At 36.7% G+C, this 13,997-nt stretch carries 17 protein-coding genes; 2 read left to right on the top strand and 15 right to left on the bottom strand.

The window, feature by feature from the left end; all coding sequences use genetic code 11:
* Positions 1–11: 11 nt before the first annotated feature.
* From rplN to rpsL, 15 genes are all read right to left on the bottom strand, one after another.
* Positions 12–383, bottom strand: coding sequence for a 50S ribosomal protein L14 (rplN, locus tag ACFQ39_RS14335; protein WP_377180198.1), 372 nt, complete (start codon positions 381–383; stop codon positions 12–14).
* Positions 384–385: 2 nt separating this feature from the next.
* Positions 386–643: a 30S ribosomal protein S17 gene (rpsQ, locus tag ACFQ39_RS14330; protein ID WP_377180196.1), complete on the bottom strand. Its 258-nt coding sequence runs from the start codon at positions 641–643 to the stop codon at positions 386–388.
* A gap of 18 nt (positions 644–661) precedes the next feature.
* Positions 662–853, bottom strand: a complete 192-nt coding sequence (gene rpmC, locus ACFQ39_RS14325) for a 50S ribosomal protein L29 (RefSeq protein ID WP_377180194.1) — start codon at positions 851–853, stop codon at positions 662–664.
* Positions 854–878: 25 nt separating this feature from the next.
* Positions 879–1,307 (bottom strand): 50S ribosomal protein L16, encoded by a 429-nt coding sequence (gene rplP, locus ACFQ39_RS14320; protein WP_377180192.1) that lies wholly within the window; start codon positions 1,305–1,307, stop codon positions 879–881.
* Between the two features lie 18 nt (positions 1,308–1,325).
* The gene (rpsC, locus tag ACFQ39_RS14315) at positions 1,326–2,030 is read right to left on the bottom strand and encodes a 30S ribosomal protein S3 (protein ID WP_377180190.1); all 705 of its coding nucleotides are present in this window, start codon (positions 2,028–2,030) and stop codon (positions 1,326–1,328) included.
* Positions 2,031–2,038: 8 nt separating this feature from the next.
* Positions 2,039–2,443, bottom strand: a complete 405-nt coding sequence (rplV, locus tag ACFQ39_RS14310; protein ID WP_377180188.1) for a 50S ribosomal protein L22 — start codon at positions 2,441–2,443, stop codon at positions 2,039–2,041.
* 5 nt (positions 2,444–2,448) lie between these two features.
* The gene (gene rpsS, locus ACFQ39_RS14305; RefSeq protein WP_377180186.1) at positions 2,449–2,727 is read right to left on the bottom strand and encodes a 30S ribosomal protein S19; all 279 of its coding nucleotides are present in this window, start codon (positions 2,725–2,727) and stop codon (positions 2,449–2,451) included.
* A gap of 9 nt (positions 2,728–2,736) precedes the next feature.
* The gene (gene rplB, locus ACFQ39_RS14300; RefSeq protein ID WP_377180184.1) at positions 2,737–3,561 is read right to left on the bottom strand and encodes a 50S ribosomal protein L2; all 825 of its coding nucleotides are present in this window, start codon (positions 3,559–3,561) and stop codon (positions 2,737–2,739) included.
* 9 nt (positions 3,562–3,570) lie between these two features.
* Positions 3,571–3,861: a 50S ribosomal protein L23 gene (gene rplW / locus ACFQ39_RS14295; RefSeq protein WP_377180182.1), complete on the bottom strand. Its 291-nt coding sequence runs from the start codon at positions 3,859–3,861 to the stop codon at positions 3,571–3,573.
* A 5-nt stretch (positions 3,862–3,866) separates the two neighbouring features.
* Positions 3,867–4,496 carry a 50S ribosomal protein L4 gene (rplD, locus tag ACFQ39_RS14290; protein WP_377180180.1) on the bottom strand — a complete coding sequence of 210 codons (630 nt, stop codon included), beginning with the start codon at positions 4,494–4,496 and terminating at the stop codon, positions 3,867–3,869.
* Positions 4,496–5,113 carry a 50S ribosomal protein L3 gene (rplC, locus tag ACFQ39_RS14285; RefSeq protein WP_377180178.1) on the bottom strand — a complete coding sequence of 206 codons (618 nt, stop codon included), beginning with the start codon at positions 5,111–5,113 and terminating at the stop codon, positions 4,496–4,498. Before rplC ends, rplD begins: the two co-directional genes overlap by 1 nt.
* Positions 5,114–5,275: 162 nt before the next feature.
* A complete protein-coding gene (rpsJ, locus tag ACFQ39_RS14280) occupies positions 5,276–5,581 on the bottom strand; it encodes a 30S ribosomal protein S10 (RefSeq protein ID WP_377180176.1) in 306 nt (101 codons plus the stop codon).
* 19 nt (positions 5,582–5,600) lie between these two features.
* Positions 5,601–7,697, bottom strand: a complete 2,097-nt coding sequence (gene fusA, locus ACFQ39_RS14275; protein WP_377180174.1) for an elongation factor G — start codon at positions 7,695–7,697, stop codon at positions 5,601–5,603.
* A gap of 12 nt (positions 7,698–7,709) precedes the next feature.
* The gene (gene rpsG, locus ACFQ39_RS14270; RefSeq protein ID WP_377180171.1) at positions 7,710–8,186 is read right to left on the bottom strand and encodes a 30S ribosomal protein S7; all 477 of its coding nucleotides are present in this window, start codon (positions 8,184–8,186) and stop codon (positions 7,710–7,712) included.
* A gap of 25 nt (positions 8,187–8,211) precedes the next feature.
* Entirely contained in the window at positions 8,212–8,586 is a 375-nt protein-coding gene (gene rpsL / locus ACFQ39_RS14265) for a 30S ribosomal protein S12 (protein WP_377180169.1), read from the bottom strand.
* Between the two features lie 330 nt (positions 8,587–8,916).
* Here rpsL and ACFQ39_RS14260 point away from each other — a divergent pair, with 330 nt between their 5' ends.
* Positions 8,917–10,527, top strand: coding sequence for a hypothetical protein (locus ACFQ39_RS14260; RefSeq protein ID WP_377180167.1), 1,611 nt, complete (start codon positions 8,917–8,919; stop codon positions 10,525–10,527).
* Between the two features lie 223 nt (positions 10,528–10,750).
* Positions 10,751–13,987, top strand: coding sequence for a SusC/RagA family TonB-linked outer membrane protein (locus ACFQ39_RS14255; protein WP_377180165.1), 3,237 nt, complete (start codon positions 10,751–10,753; stop codon positions 13,985–13,987).
* Positions 13,988–13,997 lie beyond the last annotated feature (10 nt).

Here is a 13,997-nt window from a genome sequence, read left to right as displayed (position 1 = left end):
GTTTTCTATTTTTAAAGCACTTCAGGTGCTAGTGATACAATTTTCATGAATTGTTTTTCGCGTAATTCTCTAGCGACAGGACCGAATACACGGGTCCCTCTCATTTCATTGGCTGCAGCATCTAACAATACACATGCGTTATCATCAAATCTGATGTAAGAACCGTCTTTACGTCTTACTTCTTTTTTGGTGCGCACAACTACTGCTTTCGCTACCTGACCTTTTTTCGCTGTACCATTGGGTGTCGCTTCTTTTACAGAAACCACAATTTTATCTCCAACAGATGCATAACGTCTATTTGTTCCACCTAGGACACGAATTACTAATACTTCTTTTGCTCCGGTGTTATCAGCTACTTTTAATCTTGACTCCTGTTGTACCATGGTTATTTAGCTCTTTCTATAATTTCAACTAATCTCCAACGTTTGTTTTTGCTCAACGGACGAGTTTCACTGATCCTTACCGTATCACCTTCGTTGCAATCATTTTTTTCATCGTGTACATAATACTTTTTTGTATTCAACACGAATTTTCCATAAAGAGGGTGCTTTACTCGTCTAACTTCAGAAACAACAACTGTTTTCTCCATTTTTGCGCTAGACACTACACCTACTCTTTCTTTTCTAAGATTTCTTTGTTCCATCTTTAAATTGAAATAGAATTATTGTAATTCTCTTTTTGTTAATTCTGTAGCCAATCTGGCACAAGTTCTTCTCAACTTTCTTAACTGTATTGGATTTTCTAATGGTGAAATCCCGTGGGCTAATTTCAAGTCGGTATAATTCTTCTTGAATCCTGCTAATTTCTCTTGTAAATCTTCTACAGATAATCCTTTAATTTCAGATTGTTTCATGGTTAAATTTTTTGCAGATTCTTAATTATGCGTTTTCGTAATTACGCGCAACAACAAATTTTGTTTTTACAGGTAATTTTTGAGCGGCCAAACGTAGAGCTTCTTTTGCTACATCCATAGGCACTCCACCTACTTCAAACATAATTCTACCAGGTTTTACCACTGCCACAAAATATTCCGGTGCTCCTTTACCTTTACCCATACGAACTTCTAATGGCTTCTTGGTAATCGGTTTATCCGGGAAAATTTTAATCCATAAACTCCCTTGACGTTTCATATAACGAGTTGCAGCAATACGCGCCGCTTCGATTTGTCTTGAGGTAAGAAGATCTTGTTCTAATGATTTTATTCCAAAAACTCCATTAGAAAGTTGGTGTCCTCTTTGAGAAATACCTTTAAGGCTTCCTTTACCTTTCTGAACTTTACGAAATTTAACTCTCTTAGGCTGTAACATTTTTTATTATTTAAAAAATTATTTTTTACGAGGTTTATTTCTTCCTTCGTTTGCTTTGCCTTTTTTAGACATACCTACCAAAGGAGATAATTCTCTTTTTCCATAAACCTCACCCTTCATAATCCAAACCTTAATACCTAATTTACCATAGGTAGTATCGGCTTCATCAAGTGCATAATCAATATCAGCTCTAAAAGTAGAAAGAGGAATTCTACCTTCTTTAAAAGATTCTGAACGCGCCATTTCAGCTCCGTTCAATCTTCCTGAGATCTGAACTTTAATACCCTCGGCATTCATACGCATTGTTGTAGAGATGGCCATTTTGATCGCTCTCTTATAAGAGATTCTGCTTTCAATTTGTCTGGCGATACTCGCTGCAACCAATTTAGCGTCAAGCTCAGGTCTTTTGATTTCAAAAATATTGATCTGTATTTCTTTCCCGGTGATCTTTTTGAGCTCTTCTTTTAACTTGTCTACCTCCTGACCGCCTTTCCCGATAATAATACCAGGTCTTGCAGTAGTGATAGTAACGGTTACAAGTTTAAGAGTTCTCTCAATGATGATTCGAGATACACTTGCTTTACTCAATCTAGCATGAACATACTTTCTGATCTTGTCATCCTCAGCAATTTTATCGCCGTAGTCATTTCCGCCGTACCAGTTAGATTCCCATCCTCTGATAATACCTAAACGATTTCCTATTGGATTAGTTTTTTGTCCCATGCTATTCCTTAATTGCTTAAATTATTTGTTCCTAATACCAACGTTACATGATTTGAACGTTTTCTAATACGATGTGCTCTACCTTGAGGGGCTGTTCTCAATCTCTTAAGAACAGATGCGCTGTCTACATAGATCTCTTTTACATACAATCCTGCATCCTCGATATTTGCATCCTCATTTTTTGCTTGCCAGTTGGCAATCGCAGATAACATCAATTTTTCTAGGTTTATAGAAGAGTGCTTCGGGTTATACTTTAATATTGCCAAAGCTTTTTCTACTTCAACTCCTCTGACCAAATCTGCAACTAATCGCATTTTTCTTGGTGAAGAAGGACAACCTTTAAGTTTAGCTACATAAGTTTCCTTACGAGCCTCTTTTAATTGCTGTGCTCTCATGTTTTTACGAACTCCCATAACTCCTATTTTTTACCTTTATTTTTAGCACCAGCATGACCTCTAAAAGTACGTGTTGGTGAAAATTCTCCCAATTTATGTCCTACCATATTTTCAGTAACATACACAGGTACAAATTGTCTTCCGTTGTGTACACCAATTGTTTGACCTACAAAATCCGGAGTAATCATAGAGGCTCTAGACCAGGTTTTTATTACTGATTTATTGCCGGAATCTATATTTTTTTGAACCTTTCTATCAAGTTTAAAATGAACAAAGGGTCCTTTTTTTAACGAACGTGCCATAATCAATTCTTATTTTTTTCTACGCACAATAATGTGTTTATTACTCGCTTTTGTTTTAGATCTTGTTTTGAATCCTTTCGCAGGAATACCATTTCTAGATCGTGGATGTCCTCCGGTAGCTCTACCTTCACCACCACCCATTGGGTGATCGACAGGGTTCATTACAACCGGACGTGTTCTTGGTCTTCTTCCTAACCATCTGCTTCTACCAGCTTTACCAGATACAACCAATTGGTGGTCAGAATTGGATACAACGCCTACAGTCGCTTTACAAGTCAATAATATAAAACGAACCTCACCTGAAGGTAATTTTACCGTAGCATATTTTCCTTCTCTCGCCATCAATTGAGCAAATGTTCCGGCACTTCTCGCTAAAACAGCTCCTTGCCCAGGATGTAGCTCGATGCAAGAAATCACTGTTCCCAAAGGAATATCACTTAAATAAAGTGAGTTTCCAACTTCGGGAGCTACTTTTTCTCCGGATACAATTACCTGTCCAACTTTAAGACCATTCTGTGCTACGATATATCTCTTTTCACCATCTGCATAATTCAACAATGCGATATAAGCAGATCTGTTTGGATCGTATTCTATCGTTTTAACAGTAGCAGGAACTCCATCCTTATTTCTCTTAAAATCGATAATACGGTATTTCTTTTTGTGACCGCCACCTAAATAGCGCATGGTCATCTTTCCATCGTTATTTCTACCTCCGGATCTGGTTTTTGATGCCAACAAACTCTTTTCAGGTTTTGAAGTTGTAACCACATCAAAATCAGTAACAACTCTAAAACGTTGTCCCGGGGTTATTGGATTTAATTTTCTTAATGCCATCTCTTTATCTTAGATATTGCTATAAAAATCAATATTTTCTCCTTCAGCCAATTGTACCATGGCTTTCTTATAAGCTCCTTTCATACCGGTCACTAAACCTTGTTTAGTGTACTTTGTATTGCGCTTTACAGGATAATTAACTGTTCTTACACTATTTACCGACACACCATATGCACTTTCAACAGCGTTCTTGATTTCAATTTTATTGGCTTGCTTATTCACCACAAATGAATAACAGTTTCTCAACTCACTGAGGTCTGTAGCCTTTTCCGTAATAATAGGTTTTATTAAAATACTCATAACTATTACTTACTAAAATTTGATTCAATTTCTTCTAAACAACTTTCTGAAAGTACAACTTTATTTGCATTCAAAACTTCGTAAGTTGCTATTTTTGAGCCGTTTACGATATTTACACCTTTCAAATTTCGCGATGACAAATATACGTTTTTATTTGACTCATCCAACACAAATAGAGATTTTTTGTTCTCTATTCCCAATGATTTCAACACATTAACAAAAGATTTAGTCTTTGGCGCCTCGAAATCAAAGTTCTCTACAACCACAATATTTTCTTCTTTTGCCTTCAAAGAAAGTGCTGATTGACGAGCCAATCTTTTCAAACTCTTGTTCAATTTGAATGAATAGTTTCTTGGTCTTGGACCAAAAACTCTACCTCCACCTCTAAAAACAGGAGATTTGATACTTCCCGCTCTCGCAGTTCCTGTACCTTTTTGTTTCTTGATCTTTCTGGTACTTCCAGAAATTTCCGCTCTCTCTTTAGATTTATGAGTTCCTTGACGTTTGTTAGCCAAATATTGCTTAACATCCAAATATATAGCGTGTTTATTTGGCTCTATACCAAATATAGCATCTGAAAGCTCAACGCTTCTTCCAGTATTTTTCCCGTTGATATCTACTACCGCTACTTTCATTATTTCTCAATAATTAAATATGAATTCTTATGACCAGGAACTGCACCTTTTACTACTAAAAGATTTTTATCCTTCACCACCTTTAACACCCTTAGGTTTTGAACTTTTACCTTGTCTCCACCTAATCTACCTGCCATCTTCATTCCTTTGAAAACTCGAGCAGGATAAGAAGCAGCACCAATAGAACCAGGAGCTCTTAAACGGTTGTGCTGACCGTGAGTTGCTTGGCCTACACCACCAAACCCATGTCTTTTTACAACACCGTTAAATCCTTTTCCTTTTGATGTACCGCTTACATCAACAAATTCGCCTTCTTCAAAAAGTTCTACAGTGAGTTCATCACCTAAATTGTACTTTTCTTCAAAATACTTGAATTCAACAACACGCTTTTTAGAAGAAGTTCCCGCCTTTTTAAAGTGACCATTGGCCGCTTTAGTCGAGTGCTTTTCTGCTTTGTCATCGAAACCAAGTTGCAACGCTTCATACCCGTCAACCTCTTTGGTTCTGACTTGGGTAACTACACATGGACCGGCCTGTATTACTGTACATGGAATATTCTTTCCATTTTCATCGTAAATACTGGTCATTCCAACTTTTCTACCTATTAACCCAGACATAATTACATTAATAAATTATTAAACATTCTATTTAAAAAAACAGGGTTAAAATACTTCAACCCTGATGTATTTTTACCGTTTTTCCCTCGCCTAATACTCGGGACATGTCATCGAAAAATTCATTTTCGACGCTTAGCTATTCCAGACGACTCTGGAATCTAACTATACTTTGATCTCTACTTCAACACCACTTGGCAACTCCAACTTCATCAACGCATCAATTGTTTTTGAAGATGAACTGTAGATATCTAAAATACGCTTGTGTGCATTTAATTCAAACTGCTCTCTAGACTTCTTGTTTACGTGAGGAGATCTCAATACTGTGAAGATCTTTTTGTTTGTAGGCAATGGAATTGGACCATTGATTACAGCTCCTGTATTTTTTACAGTCTTAACAATTTTATCAGCCGACTTATCTACCAAGTTATGGTCGTAAGATTTTAATTTTATTCTAATTTTTTGACTCATCGCTTAAATAATTAAGGAATTACCCTATTGCTTTTTTAATCACTTCCTCTGACACATTCGATGGAGTTTCTGCATAATGTGCGAATTCCATAGACGATGTTGCTCTACCTGATGATAATGTTCTCAAAGTAGTTACGTATCCAAACATTTCTGAAAGAGGTACCAAAGCTTTGATTACTTTTGCCCCGGCTCTATCATCCATTGAGTTTACTTGTCCTCTTCTCCTGTTCAAATCACCTACGATATCTCCCATGTTTTCTTCGGGTGTAACCACCTCAAGTTTCATGATTGGCTCAAGGATCACTGCTCCTGCCGCCTTTGCCGCAGCTTTGTATCCTAATTTAGCAGCCAATTCAAAAGATAATGCATCAGAATCAACAGGGTGATAAGAACCATCGATAATTCTCACTTTCATAGAGTCCATTTCGTAACCCGCTAAAGGACCATTTTTCATGGCCGCTTTAAAACCTTTCTCAATGGCAGGTACAAATTCTCTAGGAATATTTCCACCTTTGATCTCATTGATAAATTGTAAACCTGGACCTTTAAAGTCTGCATCTGCAGGACCCATTTCAAACACCACGTCTCCAAATTTACCTCGACCACCTGATTGTTTCTTATAAACTTCTCTATGATTTGCATTTCTCGTAAGTGCCTCTTTGTACTCAACCTGAGGTTGACCTTGATTCACTTCTACCTTAAACTCTCTCTTCAAACGATCAACAAGAATTTCTAAGTGTAATTCACCCATTCCTGAAATTACTGTTTGACCACTCGCCTCATCAGTCTTCACCACAAAAGTCGGATCTTCTTCAGCCAACTTAGCCAAGCCCATACCCAATTTATCAACATCTGCTTTCGTCTTAGGCTCAACGGCAATACCGATAACCGGCTCAGGGAAAGACATTGATTCAAGTACAATAGGTTTGTTTAAATCACAAAGCGTATCTCCTGTTTTAATATCTTTAAAACCTACGGCAGCTCCAATATCACCTGCTGAAATTCTATCAATCGGCTGTTGTTTGTTAGCGTGCATTTGATAGATTCGAGAAATTCTTTCCTTATTTCCTGAACGTGTGTTCAACACATAAGAACCTGAATCTAACTGCCCTGAATATACTCTAAAGAAAGCCAATCTTCCTACAAAAGGATCTGTGGCAATTTTAAAAGCTAAACTAGAAAAAGGTTCAGAAGCGCTAGGCTTTCTCTTCTCTTCTAACTCTGTATCAGGATTCACTCCAACGATCGCTTCAATATCCAATGGTGAAGGCAAGAATCTCATCACACCATCTAACATGGCTTGAACACCCTTGTTCTTGAAGGCAGAACCACAGAACATTGGAATAATCGACATGTCAATTGTCGCCTTTCTCAAAGCAGCAATAATCTCTCCCTCAGTAATTGAATCTTCATCTTCAAAGAATTTCTCTAATAAAGCTTCATCGTATTCAGCCACGGCTTCAACTAATTCAGCTCTTTTCTGAGAAACCTCCTCTTTTAATTCTGCAGGAATTTCGATTACTTCATAAGTCATTCCTTTGTCTTCTTCATTCCATACAATTGCTCTGTTAGAAATCAAGTCAACAACTCCTTTAAAATCAATTTCATCTCCGATTGGCACTTGTAATGGAACAGGATTTCCTCCCAACATTTCTCTGATTTGCGTACAAACATTATAGAAATCAGAACCTTGACGGTCCATTTTATTTACAAAACCAATTCTTGGCACTTTATATTTATCGGCTTGTCTCCATACTGTTTCTGATTGAGGCTCAACCCCATCCACAGCACTAAACAAAGCTACCATACCATCTAAAACCCTTAACGAACGCTCTACCTCAACGGTAAAATCAACGTGACCAGGGGTATCGATGATATTTACAACATAATTCTCATCGTTATATTTCCACTCACAATGTGTTGCAGCAGAGGTAATTGTAATTCCTCTTTCCTGCTCCTGCTCCATCCAATCCATGGTAGCCGCACCGTCGTGAACCTCACCTATCTTATGCGAAACACCAGTATAATATAAAATACGCTCTGTAACGGTAGTTTTACCGGCATCAATATGCGCTGCAATACCAATATTTCTTGTATATTTTAAATCTTTTGCCATTTTATCTTTACCTTAAAATCTAAAGTGAGAGAATGCTTTGTTTGCCTCTGCCATCTTGTGCACATCTACACGTTTTTTAACTGCCGCTCCTTCTTCTTTAACCGCGGCTAAAATTTCACCAGCAAGTCTTTGTGCCATTGATTTTTCATTGCGCTTTTTAGAATAAAGGATCAACCATTTGATGGCCATAGATATTTTTCTATCTGGTCTAATTGGCATCGGGATTTGAAATGTCGCCCCACCAATTCTGCTACTTCTCACCTCTACATGAGGCATCACATTAGACAATGCTTCTTTCCACAACTCTAAAGCTGTTTTCTCTTCGTCTTGCTTTCTTTGCTCAACAATATCTAATGCATCGTAAAAAACCTTAAAAGCAATTGATTTCTTTCCATCAACCATTAGGTTATTTACAAAACGTGTTACCAACTGGTCTCCAAACTTCGGGTCCGGTAAAAGAATCCTTTTTTTAGATAATTTTTTTCTCATTGTTCTCTACATTAAAGTATTTACGTTATTTCTTTGGACGTTTTGTACCGTATTTTGATCTACGTTGGGTACGCCCATTAACTCCTGCTGTATCTAATGCTCCACGAACAATGTGATATTTCACACCAGGTAAATCTTTTACTCTTCCGCCTCTAACCAATACTATCGAGTGCTCTTGTAAGTTATGTCCTTCTCCCGGGATGTAAGCGTTCACTTCGTTACCATTGGTCAACCTTACCCTTGCTACTTTTCTCATAGCTGAGTTTGGTTTCTTAGGCGTAGTTGTGTAAACACGTGTACAAACACCGCGACGTTGAGGACAAGAACTCAAAGCAGCCGATTTACTCTTCTTAGTTATTGTGGCCCTTCCTTTTCGTACTAATTGTTGAATAGTTGGCATTCTATTAATTTAATTTTTTAAAATTTTTTACCTCTTTTTTAAGAGTGTGCAAATGTATAACAAATTTCTATTTATTCAAACTATAATGAATTGATTTTTTTGACTTTAATTTCAACAATTGACTAAAAAATGAAATTTGAGTAATCTAATTATCGCATCGCACTTTTTTTATTTAGCTTTGATTCAAATATATTTATCCCCAAAAATCAGATCAAAAAGCTTTAATTCACTTTGAACTTATTCAAAAAATTGTCACCATTTAAGAATATTTACACCATATATATATATAGTTTTTTCTTCCTTCCTTCTTATCTGGTATATGCACAACAAATGCAATTGCAAATTTTACCTGAAAAACTTCAAGACACGGTCATTTTAAATACCATTGACTTTGAGCAGTTTCATCAGGACAAAGCATCTGTTGTCCAAGAAACCAATTCCATTCTAAGCAAACTGGTTAAAAAAGGTTTTATAGCCTGTGAACTTAAAAATCTAGATCTGAAAGAAAGACTGTATACCGCTTATTTCGATGTAGGATCAAAAGTAGATTCTGTTGTTTTCCAAAGTGAATCCATACTCGACACAAAAACTTTAGAAAAGTTTCAAATAAAAAAAACAAAAAATACATATACCATAACTTATAGTTTACTTGAAGACTTTTTAAACCATCTAAGCAAAAGCTTTTATCAAATAGGTGATCCTTTTGCAACAGTTAAATTATCCAATATAAGGCAAGAAGATAACTTTCTTTTTGCCGACCTTCTCATATCACTTTCAGAAAAGCCCAGAAGGATCGATCAGATTTATATGAAAGGTTATGACAAATTCCCACAGGGTTTTATTGAGCATGGCTTAGGTCTTTCAAAAGGCGATTTATTTACTGAAGAAGTTTTAACAAATTCTGAAGCAATTGTCTCTAGCATTCCTTTTGTTGGGCAGATTAAATCTCCCGAGGTTTTATTTTCAAAAGACTCAACCTATCTCTATTATTTTCTGGAAAAGAAGAAAAGCAGTTTTTTTGATGGAATGATAGGATTCACTTCTGATAATGAAGAAAATAACCTCATTTTTAATGGCTATCTCGATTTGAGATTAGTCAATATTTTTAATTCCGGCGAAACCACCCAAATATTCTGGCAAAACAATGGTCAAAATAGAAGAGAGTTTAAGTTTTACTCCCAATGGCCCTATGTTTTCAAATCAAAATTTTCAACCGAATTACATTTTGATCTTTATCAACAAGACAGTACTTTTAATCAAATTGCGACTTTGGCCGGCCTTAGTTACCCCATTAAACAACATGCCAGGATTGGATTTCTTTTTGATTACTCAAAATCAAACAAATTAGCGTCAACCACCACAGACCAAGTACAGTCTTTCGATAGAATCGGTTTCCGAATACATTATAATTTCCATAGACCACTCGAGAATAATTTATTGTGGAACAAATATTTTCTGGAAACCGAATTGCTGTTTGCCAATAGAAAAGCTGAAACAACAAGCAACGAACAACTATTGTTGCGTTTAAGAAATAATTACACCTTTCAATTGTATCCAAGAGTATATTTATTTACACAATTTCAAGGCGCCTACTTATTTTCGGATGAATTAATTACCAATGAACAATTTCGGATAGGAGGCACAGAAACAATCAGAGGTTTTCAAGAACAAGTTTTTTTTACTGATGTTTATGGTATTATCAATCTCGAAGCCCGTTTCAGAACGAATACTTCAGATTATTTTCATACCGTTACAGATATTGCCTATCTTCAAAATAGTATACTGAACAGCAACAACACACTACTTAGTGTAGGACTTGGATATGTGTTGACAACAAAAATTGGCAAAATCCAACTGATCTATGCCATTGGTAAAACCGACCAACAATCTTTCGATTTCTCAAGATCAGCCTTTCATATCAAAGTACAAAATAACTTTTAGTGAATTATAATTAATGATAGATCAAACATAAAAAATGTTTAATTTTTTAACATTATTATTAAACGCAACCATTGAGATATAATCGTATCTATATGATATTGTGTTAATTTCTTTTACAAAAGTTTAACAACCTTAATACTATTTTTGTTAAATAGTTTGCACTTTAACTTTTTTTTTAGATTTTTGACACCGAAGTATTTCATATTAATTCAAATAATAACAAATGAAAACAAAGTTTAATGGGATTTTAACGCTCTTCTTAGCGTTAATTGTGCAAATCGGATTTGCACAGGAAAGAACTATTTCAGGTACTGTTTCGGACGAAAGTGGTCCGCTTCCTGGAGTAAGTGTTCTGATAGACGGTACAACAAGAGGTACCGAAACTGATTTTGATGGGAATTTCTCTCTTCAAGCAAAATCAGGTGATGTTTTGAGATTTAGTTTTGTAGGTATGACACCTGTTTTAAAAACTGTTGGTACTCAAAACATGATCAATGTAACAATGGTAGGTGCTGACAATACCTTAGATGAAGTGGTTTTAACCGCTTTAGGTCTTCAAGTGAAGAAAGAAGATGACCTTTCATCTTCTACTGCCATCGAACCGGATGTATTAACAAGATCTGGTGAATCAGGTTTGATTCAAAGTATGGCAGGTAAAACATCAGGTTTAAAAATTACAAGAAACACAGGTGATCCTGGATCAGGAGCATTTATCCAGATCAGGGGTCAAAACTCTGTAAACGGTTCTGCTTCTCCATTGATCGTGGTAGATGGGGTTCCTGTTTCGAACAACAGTGTCAACATCAACGGAAATACGGGTGGTGTTGCTGAGCAATCTCGTTTGAATGACTTCAACCCTGAAGATATTGAAAACGTGACGATCTTAAAAGGTGCTGCTGCGGCTGCAGTTTGGGGTACTGGTGCTGCCAACGGGGCGATCATCATCCAAACTAAAAAAGGAAAAGCTGGTAAAATGAGTGTTGACATTACGAGTGCCATCTCTATGGATAGAATCAATGTTGAATTCGAAAAACAAGGAATTTTCGGACAAGGTTCTGGAGGTGCTTATGGAGGTCTTGGTACAGGTGGAAAAACGGGTAACTCTTGGGGAGATAAAATCTCTGAAAGAGCCGGTGGTTCTGACTTATATACAGTTGGTAATGTACGATTTGAGTCGAACACTGGGAACGTGATTTATCCTATCGCTCAAAAAAATGACAGGACTGTTTATAATAAAGCCAATAGAAACCAGGTATTTGGAGACGGTTTTACCTATAACAATGGTGTAAGTGTTAGTTTCTCACATGAGAAAAGCAACACGTTCATGAGTTTCGCAGATTGGACGCAAAAAGGTATCATTAAAGGAAGATCTAACTATAATAGGAGAAACCTTCGTTTAAACCATGAAGTATTCCTAACTGATAAATTTTCTGCCAGATTTAATGCAAGTTATGCCTACATTTCTTCTGACAGGATTCAGCAAGGGTCTAACGTAGCCGGTTTATATTTAGGTTATTTAAGAACTTCTCCTGACTTTGACAACAGAGATTATAAAGGAACTTATTACAACGAAGATGGTGTACCAACACCAAATGCTCATCGGGCATACAGACTACCTGTGGGAGGTACAAACACGTCGGCTTCAACTCCGGTATACAACAACCCTGGATGGACCATCAATGAACAAGATAACCCAAACAAAGTGCACCGTTTCAACATTGCACCTGAATTAAACTACAAGATCACAAACAATGTGACAATCACCGGTAGATATGGTTTGGATTACTACACTGATTTTAGAGGAACTTTCTTTCCAAGATATTCATCTGGTTCTGAACAATTAGGTTCTTACCAGGAAGATAATATTTCTGAAAAAACAGAAACGTTTAACATCTTCGGACAAGGTCAACATGAAGTTTCTGATAATTTTGGTTTCGACTGGATCTTAGGTACGCAATTAGACAGAAATCTATACCAACGTTTATCTGGATATTCAAACGGATTTACTAACGTGGATGTAGGTGACCTAAGAATTTTTGGTAATGCTGAGGCTGCGAATGAGGTTCCAACATCATTCAAATCTGAATCGAGAAAAATGGGAGTTTATGCCGTAGCCAACTTCAATTTATGGAATCAATTATTGATCAGTGCTACAGGACGTTTAGAAAGACCTTCTACTTTAGAAGACAACGTTTTCTATCCTTCTGTTTCTGCGGGATGGAAATTTACTGAGGCTTTTGGCGAAAGTAACTTCCTTTCTTTTGGTAAATTAAGAGCGAGTTATGGTGAAGTAGGTATCGAGCCTGGTGTATATGACAGTAGTACAGTATATTTCCCTGGTGGAGTAACTTCATCTTGGGGTGATTTCTTAGATGCTGCAGCCTATGGTAACCCATTTACAAGAAGTGGAACACTTGGAAACCCAGATCTAACCATTGAAAGAGTAAAAGAATGGGAAGTTGGTGCCGACTTTAGATTTTTTAGAAATAAATTAAGTTTAGGCGTGACTTACTACGATAGAATTACAGAAGATGTAATTTTAGACTTAGATGTTCCTTCTTCTACAGGGTTTAATACAAAACCATCCAATGCAGCTGAAATTACCAACAAAGGTTTGGAAGTTGACATGAACTGGAACATAATTACCTCAGGAGATTTCTCTTGGGATCTTAATGGATTCTATTCATTTAACCGTAACAAAGTAACTGATTTGGCAGGTGTACAATCTGTTTTCTTAGCCGGATTTACCGGAACTTCTTCTAGAGTTGTGGAAGGTGAAGCGATGGGTGCTCTTTGGGGTACTGGTTTCTTGAGAAACGATGCTGGAGACATTGTTACAGATGCTGACGGTTTCCCTGTACTTGACCCGGTAGAAAGAGTTTTAGGAGATCCTAACCCAGATTGGATTGGTGGTCTAGGTACTACTTTGCGTTTTAAAGGATTTAGCTTAAGTGCACAATTTGAAACTTCTCAAGGTAATGACCATTGGGCAGGTACTTCTGGTGTATTGAACACTTTTGGTATTAGTCCTGAAACAGCAAACGAAAGTGTTGCGCCTGTCGATTTAAAAACTTATTTTGGAAGTACTATCCCTGCAGGAACTACCTTTAGAGGTAATGTTGCTGACTTCGGTGGTGGGCCAGTTGCCTTAAACCAAGATTGGTATTCTACTGATGGTGGTGGATTTGGTGGACAGAGTGAACAATTTATTGTAGATGCATCTTGGACAAGACTAAGAGAATTGACCTTTGGTTATGCTATTCCAACAAATTTAATTTCAAGAACTGGATTGAACTATTTTGAAATTTTATTAACAGGTAGAAACTTGGTTTTATGGACAGATGTTGATGGTTTTGACCCGGATATCAACTTAACCGGAGCTACAAGAGGTAGAGGTTTAGATTACTTTACGAACCCTGCGACACAATCATATATTGTAACGCTTAAATTTGGATTTTAATTAATAATCA

The organism is Namhaeicola litoreus (genome assembly GCF_042679565.1).
GTDB lineage: Bacteria > Bacteroidota > Bacteroidia > Flavobacteriales > Flavobacteriaceae > Namhaeicola > Namhaeicola litoreus.
This window is presented reverse-complemented; position numbering and strand designations above follow the sequence as displayed.

What these genes read in the sequence shown, in the direction of transcription:
- rpsL (WP_377180169.1), bottom strand. Translation starts at nt 8,586, where the DNA reads ATGCCAACTATTCAACAATTAGTACGAAAAGGAAGGGCCACAATAACT.
- rplD (WP_377180180.1), bottom strand. Translation starts at nt 4,496, where the DNA reads ATGAAAGTAGCGGTAGTAGATATCAACGGGAAAAATACTGGAAGAAGC.
- rplC (WP_377180178.1), bottom strand. Translation starts at nt 5,113, where the DNA reads ATGTCTGGGTTAATAGGTAGAAAAGTTGGAATGACCAGTATTTACGAT.
- rplW (WP_377180182.1), bottom strand. Translation starts at nt 3,861, where the DNA reads ATGAGTATTTTAATAAAACCTATTATTACGGAAAAGGCTACAGACCTC.
- rpsS (WP_377180186.1), bottom strand. Translation starts at nt 2,727, where the DNA reads ATGGCACGTTCGTTAAAAAAAGGACCCTTTGTTCATTTTAAACTTGAT.
- ACFQ39_RS14255 (WP_377180165.1), top strand. Translation starts at nt 10,751, where the DNA reads ATGAAAACAAAGTTTAATGGGATTTTAACGCTCTTCTTAGCGTTAATT.
- fusA (WP_377180174.1), bottom strand. Translation starts at nt 7,697, where the DNA reads ATGGCAAAAGATTTAAAATATACAAGAAATATTGGTATTGCAGCGCAT.
- rpmC (WP_377180194.1), bottom strand. Translation starts at nt 853, where the DNA reads ATGAAACAATCTGAAATTAAAGGATTATCTGTAGAAGATTTACAAGAG.
- rplB (WP_377180184.1), bottom strand. Translation starts at nt 3,561, where the DNA reads ATGGCATTAAGAAAATTAAATCCAATAACCCCGGGACAACGTTTTAGA.
- rplN (WP_377180198.1), bottom strand. Translation starts at nt 383, where the DNA reads ATGGTACAACAGGAGTCAAGATTAAAAGTAGCTGATAACACCGGAGCA.
- rpsJ (WP_377180176.1), bottom strand. Translation starts at nt 5,581, where the DNA reads ATGAGTCAAAAAATTAGAATAAAATTAAAATCTTACGACCATAACTTG.
- rpsG (WP_377180171.1), bottom strand. Translation starts at nt 8,186, where the DNA reads ATGAGAAAAAAATTATCTAAAAAAAGGATTCTTTTACCGGACCCGAAG.
- ACFQ39_RS14260 (WP_377180167.1), top strand. Translation starts at nt 8,917, where the DNA reads ATGCAATTGCAAATTTTACCTGAAAAACTTCAAGACACGGTCATTTTA.
- rpsQ (WP_377180196.1), bottom strand. Translation starts at nt 643, where the DNA reads ATGGAACAAAGAAATCTTAGAAAAGAAAGAGTAGGTGTAGTGTCTAGC.
- rplV (WP_377180188.1), bottom strand. Translation starts at nt 2,443, where the DNA reads ATGGGAGTTCGTAAAAACATGAGAGCACAGCAATTAAAAGAGGCTCGT.
- rpsC (WP_377180190.1), bottom strand. Translation starts at nt 2,030, where the DNA reads ATGGGACAAAAAACTAATCCAATAGGAAATCGTTTAGGTATTATCAGA.
- rplP (WP_377180192.1), bottom strand. Translation starts at nt 1,307, where the DNA reads ATGTTACAGCCTAAGAGAGTTAAATTTCGTAAAGTTCAGAAAGGTAAA.